This window comes from Streptomyces luteolus (genome assembly GCF_029968015.1).
Lineage (GTDB): Bacteria > Actinomycetota > Actinomycetes > Streptomycetales > Streptomycetaceae > Streptomyces > Streptomyces luteolus.
This window is the reverse complement of sequence record NZ_JASCIS010000001.1, coordinates 106,575-125,679: the sequence shown is the minus strand read 5'-3', so window position 1 is coordinate 125,679 and position 19,105 is coordinate 106,575. Positions and strand designations below refer to the sequence as shown.

Genomic DNA, 19,105 nt, shown 5'->3' with positions numbered 1-19,105 from the left:
AGGTCCCCTCATTCCAGAAGTCCCTCCATCCAGGTGGAGACCGCGCCTGTGATCATCGCCACAGCTTCCTCCTGCCCGATCTCCGCCCGCTTCGGCACGGCGAACCCGTGATCGCCGTACGGCACCTCCACGAGCTCGTACGCGCCGCCGGACGGGAACTCGGCGGGCTTGCCGAAGGGGTCGTTGCCGCCCTGGACGACCAGCGTCGGCACCCCGCTGCCGAGCAGCTCGTCGGCCCGTGACTTCTCCGGCCTGCCCGGCGGGTGCAGCGGGAAGCTCAGCGCGAGCACGGCGTGCGCGCCGAGTTCCTTCGCCGTACGGCAGGCCACGCGCGCCCCGGCGCTGCGGCCCCCGGCGATCACCGGCAGCCCCGGCTCAAGCAGCGCGGGCCAGAGCGCGCGCCAGCCGGTGTCCAGGGTCTTCGGGGCGGGCGCGACCTTCTTCCCGGCGACCCGCCAGGGCTGCTCGACGAGGGCCACGGTCACGCCCCGCGCGGGCAGTGTGGCAGCGAGCGCCCGCAGGTCGCGGGCCTCGATGCCGCCGCCCGCGCCGTGGCTGACGGCGAGGACAAGGCGTGCCTTCCTGCCGGGGTGCCAGGTGATCCTGGCCGGGCCTGCCGGGGTGTCCACGGTCTGCGTGCTGCTCGACTGCGTCTTGCTTGGCTGCGTCTTGCTTGGCTGCGTCTTGCTTGGCTGCGTCTTGTCTGGCTGCGTCTTGGTCACGTGCCCATCGTGCCCCCCGCGCGTGCGGCCGGTCGGCGCACCGCGCGGTCAGAACAGCGTGCCCTCCTCCGGGCCCTCCAGCTCCTTGAGCAGCTCGGGCCCGTTGTTGCGGACGTTGCTGACCGCCGTCGACACCGGGTAGGCCCGCATCAGGCCCTCCGGCGGCGGGGCGAGCAGGGAGCGCAGGTCCTCCACGTCGGTGTGGCGCGGGTCGAGCCAGGCGTCCCAGCGGTCCGAGGTCAGCATCAGCGGCATCCGCGGGTGGATGTCGGCGAGCGACTGCGGGCCCTCGGCCGGGGCGACGCCGAGGGGGCCCGTCTCCGCCTCCGTGGTGATCACCGAGCACGTCACCCACCAGGCCTGCGGGTGGTCGTCGGGGAGCGTGCGGTCGCGCCAGAACTCGTAGAGCCCGGCCATCGCGAAGACCGAACCGTCCGCCGGGGTGACGAAGTAGGGCTGCTTGCGCGGGCGCTTCTTCTTGCCCTCGACCTCCAGGTCTCGCTCGGCGGAGCCGGTCACCCACTCGAAATAGCCGTCGGCGGGCAGGATGCAGCGGCGGGCGGCGAAGGCGCGGCGGTACGCGGGCTTCTCGTGCACCGTCTCCGCGCGCGCGTTGATCATCCGGGCCGCGCCCTCCGGCGACTTCGCCCAGGACGGCACGAGGCCCCACTTCAGGGTGCGCAGCTGGCGGACGGGAGTGCGGTCCGACGCGTCCTTGAGGGGGCGGTCGAGGACCGCGTACACGTCTTTGGTCGGGGCCACGTTGTAGTCGGCGGCGAGCGCCTCCTTCGGCTCCCACTTCTCGACCTCGAAGACGCCTGCGAGGTCCTCGGGCCCACGACTGGATGAATACCGTCCGCACATCGATGACCACCCCGGTACCAGTGTTGCAAGCCTGCGGCGACCACCGTAACGGACCACCCGGCCGCCTCCGTCCAGAGGTGCTGGAGGAGGGCGCCAGGTGGTCCGTGCCCGGTCGCCTACGGAACGGGCTGCTGCTGCGTCACACAGTGGATGCCGCCGCCTCCGGTGCCGAGGCGGTCGATGTCCAGCTGCTCGACGGTGCGGTCGGGGTAGCGGCGGGCCAGGGCGTCCTTCGCGGCCTCGTCGGCGGCGGTGTCGCCGAAGTGGGCGCAGATGACCGCGTCGTTGCAGAGGTAGTAGTTGGCGTAGGAGGCCAGGAAGCCGGGGTCGGTGGAGCGGATCTTGCCGTAGTCCGGACCTTGCAGTCGGCGCACCTCCATCGGTCCTCCGTCGGCGGTCGTCGACTCGGTCAGGATGCGGTACTGCCGGCGGGCGTCCTCGGCGTAGGCGTCGTCGTCCGAGGCCAGGGGCATCTGGACCAGTGCCTCGCCGGGGGCCGGGAAGCGTGAGGTGGCGTCGACGTGGTCGTCGGTGATGTCCTGGCCGTACACGCCGTCGAACCAGATGACCTTGGACGCGCCGTACGCGTCGCACATCGCGGTCTGCAATCCGCTCTCCGGCATACCGGGGTTGCGGTTGGAGTTGAGCAGGCTGCTGCGGGTCGCCATCAGGGTGCCCGCTCCGTCCTGCTCGACGGCGCCGCCCTCGCCCACGAACTCGGCCCGGGTGAAGGGCACTCCGACGTACGCGGCGATCCGTTCGGCGACGAGCGCGTCCTTGCCGTGCGTCTGCTTGCCGCCCCAGCCGTTGAAGTTGAGGCCGACCGCGTCCAGGCCGCCCGCGCCGTCGGTGCGGAAGACCGGGCCGGTGTCCCGCGCCCAGCAGTCGTCGACGGGGACCGAGTCGATGACGGTGACCGAGGAACCGCACATCGACCTGGCCTTCCGGGCACTCTCCGGGTTGGCGCACAGGACGACCGGTTCGTACGCGGCGACGGTACGGGCGATCAGGGCGATGTCGGCCTGGATTCCGTCCAGGCGCCCGCTGCCCCAGATCTCGGCGGAGTCGGGCCAGGCCATCCAGGTGCGGGTGTGCCGCACGTCCTCGGCCGGGACGCGGAAGGCGGCGCGGCGATGGTCGGCGTGCGGCTCGGCACCGGCCCTCCCTTGGGCCACGGCCAGGGCCGCTCCGGCGGCGGTCAGCCCCGCCGCCGCCAGGAACGTGCGCCTGTTCGGGCCCGGTGCCGCGTGCGAGCCGACGGTGTTCGCGTTCACTTGGTGCCTCCTGTTCTGCCGTCCGTGGAAGCTCCTCGGACGGCGGCTGTGGTGGTCTTCTCCAGGTGCGGGGTGCGGGGTGCGGGGTGCAGGGCGCAGGGGTGCGCGATGCAGGGGTGCGGGTGCGGCGGTGGAGTCCGGTGACGAGGCGTCACAGGGTCCGTCGCGCCTCCGCGATCCGTGCCGGGTCCCAGCCGGGCCGCGGCACGGAGTCCATGAGGAGTCGTGTGTAGGGGTGGCGGGGACTGCCGAGCACTTCGGAGGTGGAGCCCGCCTCGACGACCCGGCCCTGCCGCATGACGATGACGTCGTCGGTGACACAGCGGACCGCACCGAGGTCGTGGGTGATGAAGAGGTAGCCGACCGCGGTCTGCTCGCGGATGTCGGCGAGCAGGTTGAGGATCTGCGCCTGGACGGACACATCCAGGGCGGCCACCGCCTCGTCCAGGACCAGCACGGCAGGCTCCACGGCGAGGGCGCGCGCGATGGCGACCCGCTGGCGCTGCCCGCCCGACAGCCCGCCCGGCCGCGCGTCGGCGGCCCGCGGGCCGAGCCCCACCTGGTCGAGGAGCTCGCGCACCCGGGGCGTGTGGTCCCGGCCGGGAAAGTGCAGGCCCAGGGTCTCGCGCAGGACCGACTCGACGCTCGTCCGCGGGTCGAGCGACTGCAGCGGGTCCTGGAAGACCATCTGCACCTCGCGGGCGCGGGCAAGGCGGCGCGCCCGCCCGCGCACCGCCGAGGCCCTGCGCGCTCCGCCCACCAACACCTCGCCGGCGTCGGCCTGTTCGAGCCCCACGACGATGCGGGCGGTGGTGGTCTTGCCCGAGCCGGACTCGCCCACGATGCCGAGTGATCCTCCCTTCGGCAGGGCGAAGGACACGCCGTCCACGGCGCGTACGGCTCCGTAGGACCGGGTCAGGCCGACGGCCTGGAGGGCGTACTCAGGCATCGGCGGAGCTCCTCGTCAGCTGTTCGGTGTGGTGGCAGGCGGCACGGTGCCCCGGCCGGTCCGGGGCCGGTCGAAGGTCGGGCTGCCGCTGCTCGCACACCTCCGTGGCCAGCGGGCAGCGCGCCGCGAACGCGCAGCCGGTCAGGGTCGTACGCAGGTCGGGGGGCCGGCCGTCGATGGCGGCGAGCCGGCCCGCGGGCGCGTCCGGGCGGGGAGTGGAGGCGAGCAGCGCGGCCGTGTAGGGGTGGCGTGGACGGGCGAACAGCTCGTCCGCGGGGCCGCTCTCGGCGATCCGTCCGGCGTACATGACGTACACCCGGTCGCTGATCGTCGCGGCCAGGTCGAGGTCGTGGGTGACGAACAACAGGCCGGTGGCGAAGCACTGTTGGAGCCGGATCAGCAGGGCGACGACCTCGGCCTGCGTGGTGACGTCGAGGGCCGTGGTCGGCTCGTCGGCGAGCAGCAGCGACGGGTCGCCCATCAGCGCGGCCGCGATCATGACGCGCTGGAGCATTCCGCCGGACACCTGGCTCGGGTACTTCCGCAGTACGGACGGGTCGACCCCGACGTCCTGGAGGAGTTCGCCCGCGCGGGCGGTCGCGTCGGCCTGGTTCACCGAGCCGGTCAGCGTGACGCCCTCGACGAGGAAGTCGCCGATGCGGCGCAGCGGATTGATGGCCGCTCGCGGGTCCTGGAAGATCATGGCGACGGTCCCGGTACGCAGGGCGCGCAGCCGTTCGGCGCTAATGTCCAGGACGTCCTCGCCCACGACGTCGACGCGGCCCTCGGTGAGTGCGCCGGGCGGGAGCAGGCCGAGGGCGCTGCGTGAGGTGAGGGTCTTGCCGGAGCCGGACTCGCCGACGAGGGCCACGGTCTCGCCCGCGGCGACGGTCAGGTCGACACCGTCGAGCACGTTCCTCGCGGTGCCGGGGAGGGTGATCCGCAGCCCCTGGACCTGAAGTGCGTACTTCTCGCTGTCAGTTGGGGGCGTCGTGCTCACGGGGTCCTCCTGGCGACACGGTCGGCCCACCGCTCGCCGACCACGTTGAACGCGACGATGAGGACGCACGGCAGGACCGCGGACAGCGGATAGCCGTGCTGGATGGCGGTCTGGCCGTCGAAGACCATGCGGCCCCAGTCGGGGGTGAGCGCGGGTACGCCGAGCCCGAGGAACGAGAGGCCGGCGAGATCCATGAGCGCGTAGCCGAAGTTGACGGTGGCCTGGGCGAGGACGACCGGGGCGATGTTGGGCAGGACGTGGCGCAGGCAGATCTGGAGCCCCGAGTGGCCCTGGACCTGGTAGGCGCTGACGTAGGGGCGTGCGCGTTCGGCGAGGACCAGTGAGCGGGTGAGGCGGCTGACGTAGGGCAGGTAGGCGACCGCGAGGGCGACGACCGGGGCGAGCAGCCCCTCGCCGTACACCGCGATGATGAGGATCGCGAGGAGCAGGCCGGGGAAGGCGAAGACCAGTTCCGTGCTGCGGGAGAGCACGGAGTCGAGCCAGCCGCCCCGCCAGGCCGCGGCCGTGCCGACGGCCACCCCGGCGAGGGTGGAGAAGACGACCACTCCGAGGGGACCGAGCAGCGAGGTGCGGGCGCCGAGGAGCAGGCGGGAGAGGGTGTCGCGGCCGGCCGCGTCCACGCCGAGCGGATGGTCCGGGGAGGGCCCGGCCAGCGCGCCGCCGAGGTCGACGGCGTTGGGGTCGTGGGGCACCAGCCAGGGTGCGAGCAGGGCCGCGGTGACGATCAGGGCGACGAGGCCGAGGCAGACCAGGTGCAGCGGCGATCCACCGGCGCGGATTCCGCGCAGGCCGGGGCGGCGGGTGAAGACGGCGGTCATCCGGCGGACCCCCTCGATCCGAGCGTGAGCCGCGGGTCGACCAGCGGAAGCAGCAGGTCGACGACCAGGTTCACGGCCATGAACAGGGCGACGACGATCAGCGAGATGGCCTGCACGGTCGGGAAGTCCTTGGTGGACGTGGACAGTTCGAGGAGCTGGCCGATGCCGCCGACGCTGAAGGCGGTCTCCACGAGGATCGTGCAGACCAGGAGCGTGGAGACGACGAGGCCGCCGGTGGTCAGGACGGTGCCCAGGGAGTTGCGGAACACATGGCGCCGGATGACCTGCCGTTCGGGCACCCCTCGGCTGCGGGCCACCGTGACGTGTTCGCTGCCGAGCGCGTCGAGCATCGCCGAGCGGGTGACACGGGCGAGCATGCCGATCAGGTAGAGGGCGAGCGCGACCGCGGGCAGCGTCAGATGCCAGACCATGTCGACGAGGCCGTCGCCCGCCCCGCCGCTGGGGAACCAGCCGAGTCGTACGGCGAAGAGCCCTTGAAGGAGTACGGCCGCGACGAAGGCGGGCGTACCGACGGCGAAGGTCGTGGCGAGCAGGACCGCGGAGTCGGTGCGCCCGCCGCGCACGGCGGCCACCCGGCCCAGGAGCAGGCCGACGAGGACGACGACGAACAGCGCCATCGTGATCAGCAGCAGGGTGGTGGGGAGCCGGTCGGCGAGGAGGCGGGACACGTCGGTGCGGTAGGTGATGGACCGCCCGAAGTCGCCCTGGAGGACGTTGCCGAGCCAGGCGAAATAGCGGACGGCGAACGGATCGTCCAGGTGGTACTGGGAGTTGATCGCCGCGAGTGCTTCCGGTGAGGCCGAGCGGCCGGTGAGCAGGAAGCTGGCCGGGCTGCCCGGCGCCAGGTACATCGCGCCGAACACCACGAACGAGGCGGCGAGCAGGGTGACGGCCATCTCGGCCGCGCGCCGCACCGCGAATCTGACGAAGGTCATCTCGCGGCCCCCACGTCGGCGGCCCAGGGGTAGTACATGTACGAGATGGTGGTGGGGGCTCCGGTGATCCTCCGGTTGAGGAACACGGCGGTGGGCCACTCCGCGACGGGGATCCACGGCAGCTGCCGTGCGGCGCGCTGCTGAGCTTCGGCCGCGGTCGCCAGTCGCCGGCGCGGGTCGTCGAGCGCGGTGGCCCGGTCGACCAGCGCGTCGTACTTCTTGTCGCTGTGCCCGGCGAAGTTCAGATAGGCGCCGGTCTTGAAGTTCGTCAGCAGGTCCAGCGGATCGGTGATCGAGTTGTAGTACGTGAGCGGGAACATGTCGATGCCCTTGCGTGCCCCGGGGTCGGTGAACAGTGCGGTGAACGCGTTGGGCGCGATGGACCTGAGCCGGATGTCGAGACCGATCCGGGTGCCCGCGTCCTGCACGGCGGTGGCGAGGAGCGACACGTCCTGGCCGATGGAACTGGTGGCGACGGTCAGGGTCTTCCCGGTGGCGCCCGCCTCCTTGACCAGTGCTTTGGCGCGCGCGATGTCGGGGGCGCCGGGCCGCAGCCCTTCGAACGCCCGCTTCCTGGTCCGCTCCGACGCGGCCGCCCAGGCGGCGCGGGTGGTGGGGGCGCCGGTGGGGGTGCCTGCGCCGCCGAGGCCGACCTGCACGAAACCGGAGCGGTCGAGTGCCAGGGACAGCGCCCGCCTGACGCGGAGGTCACCGAGCGCGCCCCGCATGTTCGTGATGCCGACGTTGACCGTGCTCAGGCCCTCACCGAAGTACAGCGTGCCCACGTCGCTGCCGCGCAGCCGGGCGTAGCTCTCGGTCGGGATGAGATAGCTGCCGTCGGCCTCCCCGCTGAGCAGGGCGTTGGTCCTGGCCGAGGCGTCGGGCAGGAACCGGAAGACCACCTTGGCGGACTTGGCCCGCCGGCCCCAGTAGCCGTCGAACCGGTCGAGTTCGAGGGACTGCCCCTTGTGCCAGGCCCCCAGGGAGTACGGGCCGGTGCAGGCGAGCCCGCCGGAGGTGCCGTAGTCCTTGCCCGCCGCCTGCAGACCGGCCTTGGAGGCCACCACTCCGGCGGCGCTCGCCATGTACTGCGGGAACTGCGAGTCGGGCTTCTTGAGCTTGACGGTGACCTGGAGCGCTCCGGTCTTCCGCACGTCGGTGACGTTCTGGAACACCTGCGCCCAGGCGGCGGCGTTGTCCGGGTCGCGCTGCCGGTCGAGGCTGTGGACCACGTCGTCGGCGGTCATCGTCCCGCCGTTGTGGAAGCGCACGCCTTCGCGCAGGTCGTAGACCCAGGTGGTGGGGTTCGGATGCGAGGCCCGGCGGGCCAGGCCCGGCTCGGTGGTGAGGTTCGGCGTCCAGCGCATCAGGCTCTCGCACACGTTGGAGAGGACCATGTTCTGCGGGTAGTCGAACGCCACGGTGTAGTCCAGCGTGGGCGGTTCGGCGTAGAGGGCCCAGGTGAAGGAGTCGAGGCCGCCCGCGGCCCGGGGCGTCCTCGCCGACAGTTCGAAGTCGATGCCGGAGGCGTTCCTCGGCGGGCCCGCGCAGGCCGCGAGCGAGGCCAGGGCGGCGGCCGTCGCGGCGAGCCGGCGCAGCCCGCCGGCTCGCGCGGCGCGGTACCGGGGTGACGTGGTCATGGTCATGGTCATGGGCGAGCTCACCCGCACGTCACGCGGTGCGGCGTACGCGGGGAATCTGCTGGGTGATGCAGTGGACTCCCCCACCGCCGTACGCGATGGCCGCGGCCCGCACGCCGACGACCTTGCGGCCGGGGTACGCCGCGGCGATCACGGCGAGGGCGTCCTCGTCCTGCGGCTGCCCGGCCACCGGGACGACGACACCGCCGTTGGCGACGTAGTGGTTGAGGTACGACACCTCGACCTCGCACCCGGCCACCTCGGTGAAGACGGTCTGCGGTACGTCGACGATCTCCAGGCTGCTGCCCCGGGCGTCGGTGCTGACCTCCAGTACGGCCCGGTTGGCGCGCATCCGGGCGTAGTCGGGGTGGGCCGGGTCGTCGGGCAGGGAGACGACGACCTTGCCGGGGGCGGCGAAGGCGCACACCCCGTCGACGTGCCCGTCCGTCTCGGTGTCGAGCAGGCCGCCGTACGGCAGCCAGATGACCTTGGTGACGCCGAGCCGTTCCTTCAGCTCCTCCTCGATCCGGCCCCGGCTCATCCCCGGGTTGCGGTTGGGGTGGAGGAGGCACTGCTCAGTGGTGATCAGCGTGCCCTCGCCGTCGACGGTGACGGACCCGCCCTCCAGGATCATGGCGGAGGGGACGCGCTCGATGCCGAGGTGTTCGAGCAGCAGGCCGCTGATCCGGTCGTCGGCGTCGTACGGGTGGTGCTTGCCGCCCCAGGCGTTGAAGCGGAAGTCGACCCCGGCGCGGCGGCCGTCCCCGTCGAGCACGAAGAGCGGGGCGCTGTCGCGGAACCACGAGTCGTCAAGGGGCAGTTCGATCACCTGGACGCCGTCGCCGCAGCGTGTCCGTGCGGCGGCCCCGTGGCCGGGCGGCGCGACCATGGTGACCGGCTCGAACTCCGCTATGGCGCGGGCGACTTGGGCGTACTCGTCCTGCACCTGGTCGAGCACGCTGTCCCACAGGTCGACCCGGGTGGGCCAGGCCATCAGGCAGCCCTCGTGCTCGGACCACTCGGCGGGCATACGGAACGCGGTCATGAGGATCTCTCTTCGTGCGAAGAACGGAATACGGCGGTGACTGAACATTCAGTCAGCTGACGGGAGTCACTGCATCGCCGGTTCGGACTCAGCGAGACTTCCTGCGCAGGCTCGGAGCGCAGGTAGTTCCGGGGGCCTCGATGCTCGGAGGCTGCCGATGGCCTCACTGTGGCACTGACTGAATTTTCAGTCAAGAGCTCGGGCAAGCGACAAGCCGGGCTGGGATGGGGCTGGGATGGGATGGGCTGGGCTGGGGAATGCGGAACGGTGCTGCGCGGCAGTACCGGCGCTGCTACTTCCCCTGCAACCGGGCCAGTTCGGCGTCGATCGCGCCCCGCGTCAGATCGCGCGCGTGGCCGAGGTCGAGGCCGCCGCTGAGCCAGCGCATGCTGAGGCCTTCGAGGAGGGCGGTAAGCCGCTCACCGGCCGCCGCCAGAGCGGGCGCCGGGGCCATCGGCTGTACGTGCCCGAGGAGGGCGGCCACCTCCTGCCCCCACACCAGCGTCGCCCTCGCGAGGTCCTCGCGAAGCACCTGGTCGAACACGGCGCTCGCCCGCAGTTCGCCCCAGGCCGCGCTGTTCTCTCGGACCTCGGGGGTGTCCTGCAGTTCGAGGAGGAGGATCTCCTCCAGCTCCGCACGCGGTGCGAGCGGTTCGGCGTCCGCCGCGCGGCCCGTCGTGTAGCGCTCGGCGCGATCGTTGATGAACTCCAGCGTGTGGCGCAGGATTCCGGTGCGGTCCTTGAAGTGGTAGTAGATCAGGCCGGTCGAGACGCCTGCCTCGGTGGCGAGTTCTTCGACGCGCAGACCGCGGACGCCACGGCGGGCGATGAGCCGTGCGGCCGCTTCAAGGATCTGTGTCGTGCGAGTCGCCATGGATCCGAACCTTACCGGGCCCTCAGCGGCCCGGTGATCTCGGCCGACCGGTGGCCGGACGGGGCGGCACCCGGCCGAAGGGAGCCCGATCCGGCCGAAGCGCGTCCCATCGAGGCGGAAGGAAGCCCGATCCGGCCGAAGCGCGTCCCATCGAGGACTCAGGGCGCCCGATCCGGGCCGGAGCGCGTCCCATCGAGGACTCAGGGCGCCCAATCCGGGCCGGAGCGCGTCCGATCCGACGAAGGGAGCCCGATCCGAACCGAAGGGAGCCCGATCCGGGCCGAGGCGCCCGTCAGCCGTCCTCCCGGTACCCGCTCAGGACCACCGTGACGGGCCCCTCCCCCGGAACGGCCTCGATCAGCCGCACGACGACGATGCTCTTCCCGTCCGGGCTCCGGACGCAGAAGGGGCGCTCGTCGGCCAACTCGTCGTACGCGAGCGTGGTCACCGGTTCCCGCTCGATGCCCCGTACGCAGTCGTCGGGACTCAGGACGTATCCGGCGGCCACGAAGGCGTCACTGCCCTCGGGAAGGACGAACTCGCCCTCAGCCCGCTCCAGATACCACTGAGCGGACTCGACGGGCACGACCTTCCCCGCCGAGAGATCGAACTCGTAGTCGGGGTCGGGGGAGGTGAGTTCGGCGTCCGCGTACTCCGGCACGTACACCGGATCGGGCGCGGAGGAGGACGGGCGCGGCGATGGCGTGGGCGGCCCGGACGGCGGCGTGGGCGACCGGCCTTCCGAGCCGCCCGGGTCCGCCGAGTCCGCCGAGTCCGCCGAGTCGCGTTCCGCGCCTTTTCGGTACTCCAGCCCGTAGTACGCGGCACCTCCGGCGGCCAGCAGGAACGCGGCCACCAGAGCGGCGACGACCCGGCGCCGACGACGCCTGCGGGCCCTGCGTGGAGCGGGCCCTTCCGGTCCGCCGCCGTCGGGGGCGGCCTGGGCGAGCGTGGCGGGGGCAAGGTCGGTGAGCGTGGGCTGGGCGTGGACGTGCTGCGGCCCGGGAGGCTGCGCGTTCAGGTGGGCCGCCGGGCCGTCGTGCGGTGCCGGGCCGTCGTGCGGTGCCGGGCCGTCGTGCGGTGCCGGTGCCGCGCCGTGGTCCGCGATCTCGTTGCTGACGCCACGCGGCAGCCAGCCGTCGGTGAACTCCGGCCGCCCGGCGACGACGGGGTGGGCGCGTACGGCTTCGACCAGCTCGCCCGGCGCGGGACGGTCCTCGGGACGCTTGGCCAGGCAGCGCCGCACCAGGTCGTACAGCTCCGCCGGAACCCGGGACAGGTCGGGCTCCTCGTGGGCCACCCGGTAGAGCACGGCGGACTCCGGCCCGCCCCCGAACGGGAGCACTCCCCCGGCCACGTAGGCGGCGAGCGCGCCGAGTGCGAAGACATCGGTCGCCGGGGTCACGGTCCAGCCCACCGCCTGCTCGGGCGCCATATAGGCGGCGGTGCCGATTCTCAGCTCCGTACCGGTCAGGCCGGTGGGGTCGGCCGCGCGGGCGATGCCGAAGTCGATGACGCGGGGCCCGTCCCCGGCGAGCAGCACGTTCGCCGGCTTGAGGTCGCGGTGCACCACCCCTGCCCCATGGATGGCCTGCAGCGCTTCGGCGATGCCCGCCACGAGCAGGAGCGCCGTGCGCACCGGCAACGGGCCGTGGCGCTCCACCACTTGCTGCAGGGAGGGGCCGGGGACGTAGGCGGTGGCCAGCCACGGTGTGGGTGCGTCCGCGCCGGAGTCCACCACCTGAGCGGTGAACAGGCCGTGGATGCTTCGAGCGCTGGCCACTTCGTCGGCGAAGCGCCGACGGAACTCGGGGTCGGCGGCGAACGCGTCCCGGACCACCTTGAGTGCGATCGGCCGCCCGCCCGGCGTATGGGCCAGGTAGACGATCCCCATGCCGCCCGCGCCAAGGCGGGCGTGCAGCGGGTAGCCACCGATCTCGCGTGGATCGTCGGCCGACAGAAGGGCGTGGGCGGGCTGCGCCCCGGAAGGCTGAGTGGACATGCGAGGGCTCTTTCGGCGAGAGGGTGCCGGGTTTCGGTGCGAGGGGCCGGTCACGGGGAGGTCGGGTTCCGCACCCGCACCCGCACCCGCACGCGAGGGCTGCGGGCCCCCGCAGCGATAGTACGCTAACTGAAAATTCAGTCAATGCCGTGCCGTACCGTCACCGGAGACGGAGCCGGGCGCACGGCCATTCCGGAGCGGGGGAACGGGAAACAACATGGGGACCGACCGAAGGGCGGCCATCCTGGAAGCGGCGGCCGGCGTCATCGCCCGGCGCGGGGTCCGCGGGCTTCGCGTGGCGGACATCGCCGCCGACGCGGGCGTGTCCACGGCGCTCGTCTACTACCACTTCAAGGGCCGTGCGGACATCCTGCGCCGGACCCTGGAGCTCATCAGCGACCGAGCCCAGCGCTACACCGCCGACCAGGCCCGGACGGAGGTCGCCACCGGTCGCGTACGGGCCGCCAGGCCACCCCGCAGCCCCCGGCGAGAGCTGGAGCGCGCGCTCCTCCTTGAGCTCCAGGACCGCGCCGAAGTGCGCGAGAACAGCACGGCCTGGGGCGAGTTGTGCGCCACCGCGGTCTTCGACCCGGAGCTGCGCACCGCGCTGTCGGACGCGCGGCTGTGCTGGATCGACGCACTCGTCGAGACGCTCGGCCGCAGCCACGGAAACGCACCGCCGACCGCCCTGACGGCAGCCGCGGAGCGCCTCACCGCGACCCTGGAGGGCCTCAGCACCCGGTGGCTCGGCGGGATCCTGCCCCTGCCGCACGCCCGCGAGCTCCTGCGCGAGGCCGTCGCGGTGGAACTGGCGCACCTGAGACACGCAACCTGAGACACGCAGCCTGAGACGCACCGCCTAAGACGCACCACTCTTTGACTGAATTTTCAGTTCGTGTCACAGTCGACGCAGCGAGCGGCTCTGCCCGCGTCTCGCCCTTCACGTGTCACGCCCGTCCGCGCCCCCGCTCTCACCGGGCGTCCGGCCATGCCGACGGATAGCTTGATCCCCATCACGATGATCGGAGTTCACTCGTGTCCCTCCCCCACCCCTACCTCCCCTCCCGCCGCTCGGCGCTTCGGGCCATCGCAGGCATCGGCGCGGTGATCCTGGGCGCCTCGGCCTGCGGACCCGGCGACGATCTCGCGGGCGCCGCGACCGGCGAAGAGAACACGTCGGCCGAGGGACTGCGCATGGGAGCCGAGTGGGAGAGCCACGCACGCACCTTCATGTCGTGGCCCGCCCTGGACTCGGTGTGGGCGGAGGACCTCCCGTACGTACGCGAGGACATCGCGCGGATCGCCCGCGCCATCGCGGAGTACGAATACGTCGTGATGATGGCCAGGCCCGACCAGCAGAAGGCCGCCCAGAAGGCGTGCGGGCGCGACGTCGAGGTGATCCCGCTGGCCGTCGACGACCTGTGGGCCCGCGACACCGTGCCGGTGTTCGTGGAGGACGGCGGCGAGATCGTCGGCGTCGACTTCAACTTCAACGGCTGGGGCAACAAGCAGGAGCACACCAACGACGCCCGGGTGGGCCGCACCCTCCTGGCCGAGTACGGCATCCCGCGCCGCAAGGCGCCCCTGGTCTCCGAGGGCGGCTCCTTCGAGACCGACGGCGAAGGCACCCTGCTCATCACCGAGAGCTCGATCGTCAACGACAACCGCAACCGCGGAAAGAGCCGGGACCAGATCGAGGCCGAGCTCAAGAAGACCCTGGGCATGCAGAAGGTCATCTGGCTGGCGGGCGTGCGCGGTCAGGACATCACCGACGCCCACGTGGACAGCCTCGTACGTTTCGTCGCACCCGGCGTGGTCCTCCTGGACAGGGCGCACCCCGACACGCCCGCCGACTCCTGGTCACGCTCGGCGGACCAGGCGAACGCCGTACTGGGCAAGGCGACCGACGCCAAGGGACGCCCCTTCGAGGTGATCGACCTGCCGCAGCCCGACCTGTACGAGATCACCGGCGAGGGCGACGACTTCGTCTCGACGTACGCCAACTTCTACGTCGCCAACGACTCCGTGTTCCTGCCCAAGTTCGGTGACCGGAAGGGCGACAAGCGCGCCCGCAGCATCCTTCAGGAGCACTTCCCCGACCGCGACATCGTGCAGATCCAGATCGACACGATCGCCTCCGGCGGTGGCGGCATCCACTGCGCCACCCACGATCAGCCCGGCAAGCCGGTCGACTGACCCGCTCCCGGCGAAGGACCGTGGTCGCGATGCGACTCCTCCACCGGCCCCGCGGCCTGCTGCTCGCGGGGCTGGTCCTGCTGGCCGTGGCGGCGGCGGCGACCGTCGGGGTCTGGCTGCAGTTCGGTGAGCGGCAGGACCTGGACACCCGGTACCGCGCGGGCAGTTCGGCTCCCGACCGGGTGGACGTCGACGCATCGGTCCAGCGCGTCGACGCCGCGGGCAGGGAGCTGGTCCTGCGGGTCATGGTCACCCCGCGCGGAAGCCTGGGGGAGGCGGGCGGCATCTCGCCCGCACGGACCCTCACGCTGCAGACCTCGCCCTCGATCCGCACCGATCTCACCTTCCCCGCGCACAGCCGGATCGCGACCGTGGACGTACCCGTCACGCTGACCGGCGGATCGATCACGGACTACCCGTTCGACGCCTACGCGGCGGTCCTCGAGTTCGGTGCCGTACAGGGCGGCGAGGCCGTCCCCGTCCACATGACGCTGTCCAACAACGACGCGCTGTTCTCGGCCCTGGTCGAGGCGTCCGAGGCGGACGACGTCGCGGTGTTCTCCGTCGACCTGGCCCGCTCCAGCAGCGTTCTCGTCTTCGCCGTGTTCATGATGGCCGCGATGTGGGCACTCGCCCTCGCCGTGCTCATCGGCACCTGGTTCCTCGTCAGCCGCGGCAAGGGCCTGACCTGGCCCGCCCTCGGCTGGATGGCCGCCACGCTCTTCGCGTTGGCCGCCTTCCGCAACACGGCTCCCGGCACTCCGCCCATCGGCTCCCTGCTCGACTACATCGCCTTCCTCTGGGCGGAGACGCTCATCGCGTTCTGTGTCGTCACCGTGGTCGTGATGGGTATGCGGGCAGAGGCCGTCGCCTCGGAGCCGCCGGCGCCCTGAACCACGTCGACCTGGATGCCCGCTGTCAGGAACGGCAGCTGCTCCGCAGGCGTCTCAGACAGCGTCCGCACATACGTGCCACACTGCCAGATCGTCGTACGGAGACGGGAGCCTGTTCCGCGCATGCACATCACCTCAGCCACTGCCGTGGCGGACCTGTGGGACCGCGTCTTCGGCAGCCAGCCGGACCCGGACCTGTGGCTGGTGATCGCCACCGCGGTGGTCGCACTCGCCGCGGTCGTCCCGCACGGCCTCTGGCGGCTCAGCCGGAACGCCATCACCATCGCGCACGAGGGCGGGCACGGTCTGGTCGCGCTGCTCACCGGCCGCAAACTCGACGGCATCCGGCTGCACAGCGACACCTCGGGCCTGACCGTCAGCCGCGGCAAGCCCACCGGCATCGGCATGATCCTGACCGCGGCCGCGGGCTACACCGCCCCGCCGCTGCTCGGGCTCGGCGGCGCCTGGCTGCTCGCCGCGAACCACATCACGCTGCTGCTCTGGCTGGCGACGGCCCTGCTCCTCGCCCTCCTCGTGATGATCCGCAACGCCTACGGGGCCCTCACGGTGATCCTCACCGGTGGCGCGTTCGTGCTGATCTCCTGGCTGGCCGCGCCCGATGTGCAGGCGCTGTTCGCGTACGTGGTGGTCTGGTTCCTGCTGCTCGGCGGCGTACGCCCGGCCTTCGAGCTGCAGGGCAAGCGGCGCCACGGCGGGGCGCCGGACTCGGACGCCGATCAGCTCTCGCGGCTCACGCATGTACCGGCCGGACTGTGGCTGTTCCTGTTCCACGCGGTCTCGGTGTGCTCGCTGCTCGGCGGCGGACGGTGGCTGCTCGGGCTGTGAGACCCGCCCCGACGCCCCAAGGGCGTTACGGCCCACGGCGAGCGAGCGAGAGTCATCCACAGTTATCCACAGGCAAAATCCGGGCGCGGGCGCAGCGATTAAAGTGTGGGCATGACCGAGAATCCCGCGCACACCGCCCTCTGGCCCGCCCCGACCGCGAGCGGAGCCGTCGACGCGACGGTCCACGTGCCCGGTTCCAAATCGGTCACCAACCGCGCCCTCGTGCTGGCCGCCCTCGCCGCCGAGCAGGGCGTCCTGCGCCGCCCGCTGCGCTCCCGCGACACCCTCCTGATGGCCGCCGCGCTGCGCGCCCTCGGCGTCGGCATCGAGGAAAAGACGGGTCCGGACGGCGCCGAGGCCTGGCGCGTGCTGCCCGCCGCCCTGCGCGCCCCGGCCACGGTGGACGTCGGCAACGCGGGCACGGTCATGCGCTTCATGCCCCCGGTCGCGGCGCTCGCCGACGGCCCGGTGCGCTTCGACGGCGACCCGAGGTCGTACGAGCGCCCGCTGCACGGCGTGATCGACGCCCTGCGCGCACTCGGCGCGGAGATCGACGACGAAGGGCGCGGCGCCCTCCCCCTGACCGTGCACGGCACCGGTGCCCTGAAGGGCGGCCGGGTCGAGATCGACGCGTCCTCGTCCTCCCAGTTCGTCAGCGCGCTGCTGCTGTCGGCGCCGCGCTTCGAGGACGGCGTGGAGGTGCGCCACGTCGGCAGCAGCCTGCCGTCCATGGCGCACATCCGGATGACGGTCGACATGCTGCGTGAGGTCGGCGCCCAGGTGGAGGAGCCGGAGTCGGGCGGCGAGAAGGACGTGTGGAAGGTCGCCCCGGGCCCGCTGCGCGGCCGCGATCTGACGATCGAGCCGGACCTGTCCAACGCCCAGCCGTTCCTCGCGGCGGCCCTGGTCACCGGCGGCCGCGTCACGATCCCCGACTGGCCGGAGCGCACCACCCAGCCCGGCGACCAGCTGCGCGAGATCTTCACGGAGATGGGCGGCAGCTGCGAACTGACCGAGAGGGGCCTGGAGTTCACCGGCTCCGGCAAGATCCACGGTATCGACGTGGACCTGAGCGAGGTCGGCGAGCTCACCCCGGTGATCGCCGCCGTCGCCGCCCTGGCCGACGGCCCGTCGACGCTGCGCGGCGTGGCCCACCTGCGGCTGCACGAGACGGACCGCCTTGCCGCCCTCACCCAGGAGATCAACGGCCTGGGCGGTGACGTCACGGAGACCGCCGACGGCCTGCACATCCGCCCCCGCGCACTGCACGGCGGCACCTTCCACACGTACGACGACCACCGCATGGCGACGGCGGGCTCGGTGATCGGGCTCGCGGTCGAGGGCGTGCAGATCGAGAACGTCGCGACGACGGCGAAGACCCTGCCGGACTTCCCCGACATGTGGACGGGCATGTTGGAGAAGCTCGGGAACCAGCAGGGATAAGGCACCGCGATGCGCCGCTACGGCAAGAACCCCGACGAGGACGACATCCGGGTCCGCCCCAACCGCAAGGGGAACCGCCCCCGCACCCACATCAGGCCCAAGCACGAGGACGCCGCCGAGGGCATGGTCCTCACCGTGGACCGGGGGCGCCTGACCTGCCTCGTCGAGGACCGGATCGTGATGGCCATGAAGGCCCGCGAGCTGGGCCGCAAAGCGGCGGTCGTGGGTGACCGGGTCGCGGTCGTCGGGGACCTGTCCGGCAGGAAGGACACACTGGCCCGCGTCGTGCGCATCGAGAAGCGCAGCTCGGTCCTGCGCCGCACGGCGGACGACGACGACCCGTACGAACGCGTCGTCGTCGCCAACGCCGACCAGCTCGCCATCGTCACCGCCCTCGCCGACCCCGAGCCGCGCCCCCGCCTGATCGACCGCTGCCTGGTCGCGGCGTACGACGCGGGGCTCGAACCCCTCCTCGTCCTCACCAAGTCCGACCTCGCCCCGGCCGACGAACTCCTGGAGGCCTACGGCGCCCTGGACTTCCCGTACGTCGTGACCAGCCGTGAGGAGCTGGCCGACGGCGAAGCGGCCGACCGGGTGCGGGAGTTGCTCGACGGGCACGTCACGGCGTTCGTCGGTCACTCGGGCGTGGGCAAGACGACGCTCGTCAACGCCCTGGTGCCGAAGGACCGTCGGCGTACGACGGGCCATGTCAACGCCGTCACGGGACGCGGCCGGCACACGACGACATCGGCGCTCGCGCTGCCCCTGACGGACGCCGAGGGCTGGGTGATCGACACCCCGGGCGTGCGCTCCTTCGGGCTGCACCACGTCGACCCGTCCCGTGTCATCCACGCCTTCCCCGACCTGGAGCCGGGCACGGCCGAGTGCCCGCGCGCCTGCAGCCACGACGAGCAGGACTGCGCGCTCGATGCCTGGGTGGCGGAGGGGCACGCCGACCCGGCCAGGCTGTACTCGCTGCGCCGGCTGCTCGCCACCCGGGAGCGGCGCGAGGGCGACTGACCTCGCCGTGGTGCGCCCCGTGGGCCGAACGGTGCAGGCATAATCACACCGAGCCGGACACCCCGGCCCGTGACCGGACCAACCGGACACCGGGCCATGGTTCGCGGAACACGGTTCACCGGTTCACCGGGACACCAAGGCGCAGGAGGCTCTCAACCATGGCGTGGCTGCTGGTCATCGTCGCCGGAATCCTGGAGACCGGCTTCGCCGTCTGCCTCAAGCTCTCGCACGGGTTCACCCGGCTCTGGCCCACCGTCTCCTTCGCCGCGTTCGCGCTGAGCAGCTTCGGCCTGCTGACGCTCGCGCTCAAGCGGCTCGACGTGGGCCCGGCATACGCGGTGTGGACCGGCATCGGCGCGGCGGGCACGGCGATCTACGGCATGGTCTTCCTCGGGGATGTGGTCTCCACGCTGAAGCTGGTCTCGATCACCCTGGTCATCGTGGGCGTCATCGGGCTCCAGCTCTCCGGCGGAGCCCACTGAGCGAGCGGCTCACCGCCCCGCCTCTCACCGCGACCCGTCTCGCCGCAACCCGTCTCACCG

Annotated in this window: 18 protein-coding genes; 7 read left to right on the top strand and 11 right to left on the bottom strand. The window is 72.1% G+C overall.

Annotated features, from left to right (window positions below; translation table 11 throughout):
* Positions 1-8: 8 nt before the first annotated feature.
* From QIT00_RS00555 to QIT00_RS00505, 11 genes are all read right to left on the bottom strand, one after another.
* Positions 9-629 (bottom strand): alpha/beta hydrolase family protein, encoded by a 621-nt coding sequence (locus QIT00_RS00555; protein WP_282533218.1) that lies wholly within the window; start codon positions 627-629, stop codon positions 9-11.
* A gap of 141 nt (positions 630-770) precedes the next feature.
* Complete coding sequence (locus QIT00_RS00550) at positions 771-1,586, bottom strand: SOS response-associated peptidase (RefSeq protein WP_282532993.1); 816 nt, start codon at positions 1,584-1,586, stop codon at positions 771-773.
* A gap of 116 nt (positions 1,587-1,702) precedes the next feature.
* The gene (locus QIT00_RS00545; RefSeq protein WP_282532992.1) at positions 1,703-2,860 is read right to left on the bottom strand and encodes an agmatine deiminase family protein; all 1,158 of its coding nucleotides are present in this window, start codon (positions 2,858-2,860) and stop codon (positions 1,703-1,705) included.
* A gap of 151 nt (positions 2,861-3,011) precedes the next feature.
* On the bottom strand, positions 3,012-3,809 hold the full coding sequence (locus QIT00_RS00540; RefSeq protein ID WP_282532991.1) for an ABC transporter ATP-binding protein: 798 nt from the start codon (positions 3,807-3,809) through the stop codon (positions 3,012-3,014).
* Positions 3,802-4,809, bottom strand: a complete 1,008-nt coding sequence (locus QIT00_RS00535) for an ABC transporter ATP-binding protein (RefSeq protein WP_282532990.1) — start codon at positions 4,807-4,809, stop codon at positions 3,802-3,804. Before QIT00_RS00535 ends, QIT00_RS00540 begins: the two co-directional genes overlap by 8 nt.
* On the bottom strand, positions 4,806-5,648 hold the full coding sequence (locus QIT00_RS00530; protein WP_282532989.1) for an ABC transporter permease: 843 nt from the start codon (positions 5,646-5,648) through the stop codon (positions 4,806-4,808). The genes QIT00_RS00535 and QIT00_RS00530 overlap by 4 nt, the downstream gene beginning before the upstream one ends.
* Complete coding sequence (locus QIT00_RS00525) at positions 5,645-6,604, bottom strand: ABC transporter permease (protein ID WP_282532988.1); 960 nt, start codon at positions 6,602-6,604, stop codon at positions 5,645-5,647. The genes QIT00_RS00530 and QIT00_RS00525 overlap by 4 nt, the downstream gene beginning before the upstream one ends.
* Positions 6,601-8,256 carry an ABC transporter substrate-binding protein gene (locus QIT00_RS00520; RefSeq protein WP_282532987.1) on the bottom strand — a complete coding sequence of 552 codons (1,656 nt, stop codon included), beginning with the start codon at positions 8,254-8,256 and terminating at the stop codon, positions 6,601-6,603. Before QIT00_RS00520 ends, QIT00_RS00525 begins: the two co-directional genes overlap by 4 nt.
* A gap of 19 nt (positions 8,257-8,275) precedes the next feature.
* The gene (locus QIT00_RS00515) at positions 8,276-9,289 is read right to left on the bottom strand and encodes an agmatine deiminase family protein (RefSeq protein ID WP_282532986.1); all 1,014 of its coding nucleotides are present in this window, start codon (positions 9,287-9,289) and stop codon (positions 8,276-8,278) included.
* A 292-nt stretch (positions 9,290-9,581) separates the two neighbouring features.
* A complete protein-coding gene (locus QIT00_RS00510; RefSeq protein WP_282532985.1) occupies positions 9,582-10,163 on the bottom strand; it encodes a TetR/AcrR family transcriptional regulator in 582 nt (193 codons plus the stop codon).
* 292 nt (positions 10,164-10,455) lie between these two features.
* Positions 10,456-12,165, bottom strand: a complete 1,710-nt coding sequence (locus QIT00_RS00505) for a serine/threonine-protein kinase (protein WP_282532984.1) — start codon at positions 12,163-12,165, stop codon at positions 10,456-10,458.
* Between the two features lie 217 nt (positions 12,166-12,382).
* Here QIT00_RS00505 and QIT00_RS00500 point away from each other — a divergent pair, with 217 nt between their 5' ends.
* The 7 genes from QIT00_RS00500 (at position 12,383) to QIT00_RS00470 (ending at position 19,045) form a co-directional block, all read left to right on the top strand.
* Positions 12,383-13,000 carry a TetR/AcrR family transcriptional regulator gene (locus QIT00_RS00500; RefSeq protein WP_282532983.1) on the top strand — a complete coding sequence of 206 codons (618 nt, stop codon included), beginning with the start codon at positions 12,383-12,385 and terminating at the stop codon, positions 12,998-13,000.
* Between the two features lie 200 nt (positions 13,001-13,200).
* Positions 13,201-14,361 (top strand): agmatine deiminase family protein, encoded by a 1,161-nt coding sequence (locus QIT00_RS00495; RefSeq protein WP_282532982.1) that lies wholly within the window; start codon positions 13,201-13,203, stop codon positions 14,359-14,361.
* A 29-nt stretch (positions 14,362-14,390) separates the two neighbouring features.
* On the top strand, positions 14,391-15,254 hold the full coding sequence (locus tag QIT00_RS00490) for a DUF4436 family protein (RefSeq protein ID WP_282532981.1): 864 nt from the start codon (positions 14,391-14,393) through the stop codon (positions 15,252-15,254).
* 123 nt (positions 15,255-15,377) lie between these two features.
* Positions 15,378-16,100: a M50 family metallopeptidase gene (locus QIT00_RS00485; protein WP_282532980.1), complete on the top strand. Its 723-nt coding sequence runs from the start codon at positions 15,378-15,380 to the stop codon at positions 16,098-16,100.
* 111 nt (positions 16,101-16,211) lie between these two features.
* Positions 16,212-17,543 (top strand): 3-phosphoshikimate 1-carboxyvinyltransferase, encoded by a 1,332-nt coding sequence (gene aroA, locus QIT00_RS00480; protein ID WP_282532979.1) that lies wholly within the window; start codon positions 16,212-16,214, stop codon positions 17,541-17,543.
* 9 nt (positions 17,544-17,552) lie between these two features.
* Entirely contained in the window at positions 17,553-18,563 is a 1,011-nt protein-coding gene (gene rsgA, locus QIT00_RS00475; protein ID WP_282532978.1) for a ribosome small subunit-dependent GTPase A, read from the top strand.
* A gap of 158 nt (positions 18,564-18,721) precedes the next feature.
* The gene (locus QIT00_RS00470) at positions 18,722-19,045 is read left to right on the top strand and encodes a DMT family transporter (RefSeq protein ID WP_282532977.1); all 324 of its coding nucleotides are present in this window, start codon (positions 18,722-18,724) and stop codon (positions 19,043-19,045) included.
* The last annotated feature ends 60 nt before the right edge of the window (positions 19,046-19,105 follow it).

Excerpts from the sequence above, each read along its gene's own strand:
- QIT00_RS00550 (WP_282532993.1), bottom strand. The coding sequence starts at position 1,586 with ATGTGCGGACGGTATTCATCCAGTCGTGGGCCCGAGGACCTCGCAGGC.
- QIT00_RS00540 (WP_282532991.1), bottom strand. The coding sequence starts at position 3,809 with ATGCCTGAGTACGCCCTCCAGGCCGTCGGCCTGACCCGGTCCTACGGA.
- QIT00_RS00530 (WP_282532989.1), bottom strand. The coding sequence starts at position 5,648 with ATGACCGCCGTCTTCACCCGCCGCCCCGGCCTGCGCGGAATCCGCGCC.
- QIT00_RS00525 (WP_282532988.1), bottom strand. The coding sequence starts at position 6,604 with ATGACCTTCGTCAGATTCGCGGTGCGGCGCGCGGCCGAGATGGCCGTC.
- QIT00_RS00520 (WP_282532987.1), bottom strand. The coding sequence starts at position 8,256 with ATGACCATGACCATGACCACGTCACCCCGGTACCGCGCCGCGCGAGCC.
- QIT00_RS00515 (WP_282532986.1), bottom strand. The coding sequence starts at position 9,289 with ATGACCGCGTTCCGTATGCCCGCCGAGTGGTCCGAGCACGAGGGCTGC.
- QIT00_RS00510 (WP_282532985.1), bottom strand. The coding sequence starts at position 10,163 with ATGGCGACTCGCACGACACAGATCCTTGAAGCGGCCGCACGGCTCATC.
- QIT00_RS00505 (WP_282532984.1), bottom strand. The coding sequence starts at position 12,165 with ATGTCCACTCAGCCTTCCGGGGCGCAGCCCGCCCACGCCCTTCTGTCG.
- QIT00_RS00500 (WP_282532983.1), top strand. The coding sequence starts at position 12,383 with ATGGGGACCGACCGAAGGGCGGCCATCCTGGAAGCGGCGGCCGGCGTC.
- QIT00_RS00490 (WP_282532981.1), top strand. The coding sequence starts at position 14,391 with ATGCGACTCCTCCACCGGCCCCGCGGCCTGCTGCTCGCGGGGCTGGTC.
- QIT00_RS00485 (WP_282532980.1), top strand. The coding sequence starts at position 15,378 with ATGCACATCACCTCAGCCACTGCCGTGGCGGACCTGTGGGACCGCGTC.
- aroA (WP_282532979.1), top strand. The coding sequence starts at position 16,212 with ATGACCGAGAATCCCGCGCACACCGCCCTCTGGCCCGCCCCGACCGCG.
- rsgA (WP_282532978.1), top strand. The coding sequence starts at position 17,553 with ATGCGCCGCTACGGCAAGAACCCCGACGAGGACGACATCCGGGTCCGC.
- QIT00_RS00470 (WP_282532977.1), top strand. The coding sequence starts at position 18,722 with ATGGCGTGGCTGCTGGTCATCGTCGCCGGAATCCTGGAGACCGGCTTC.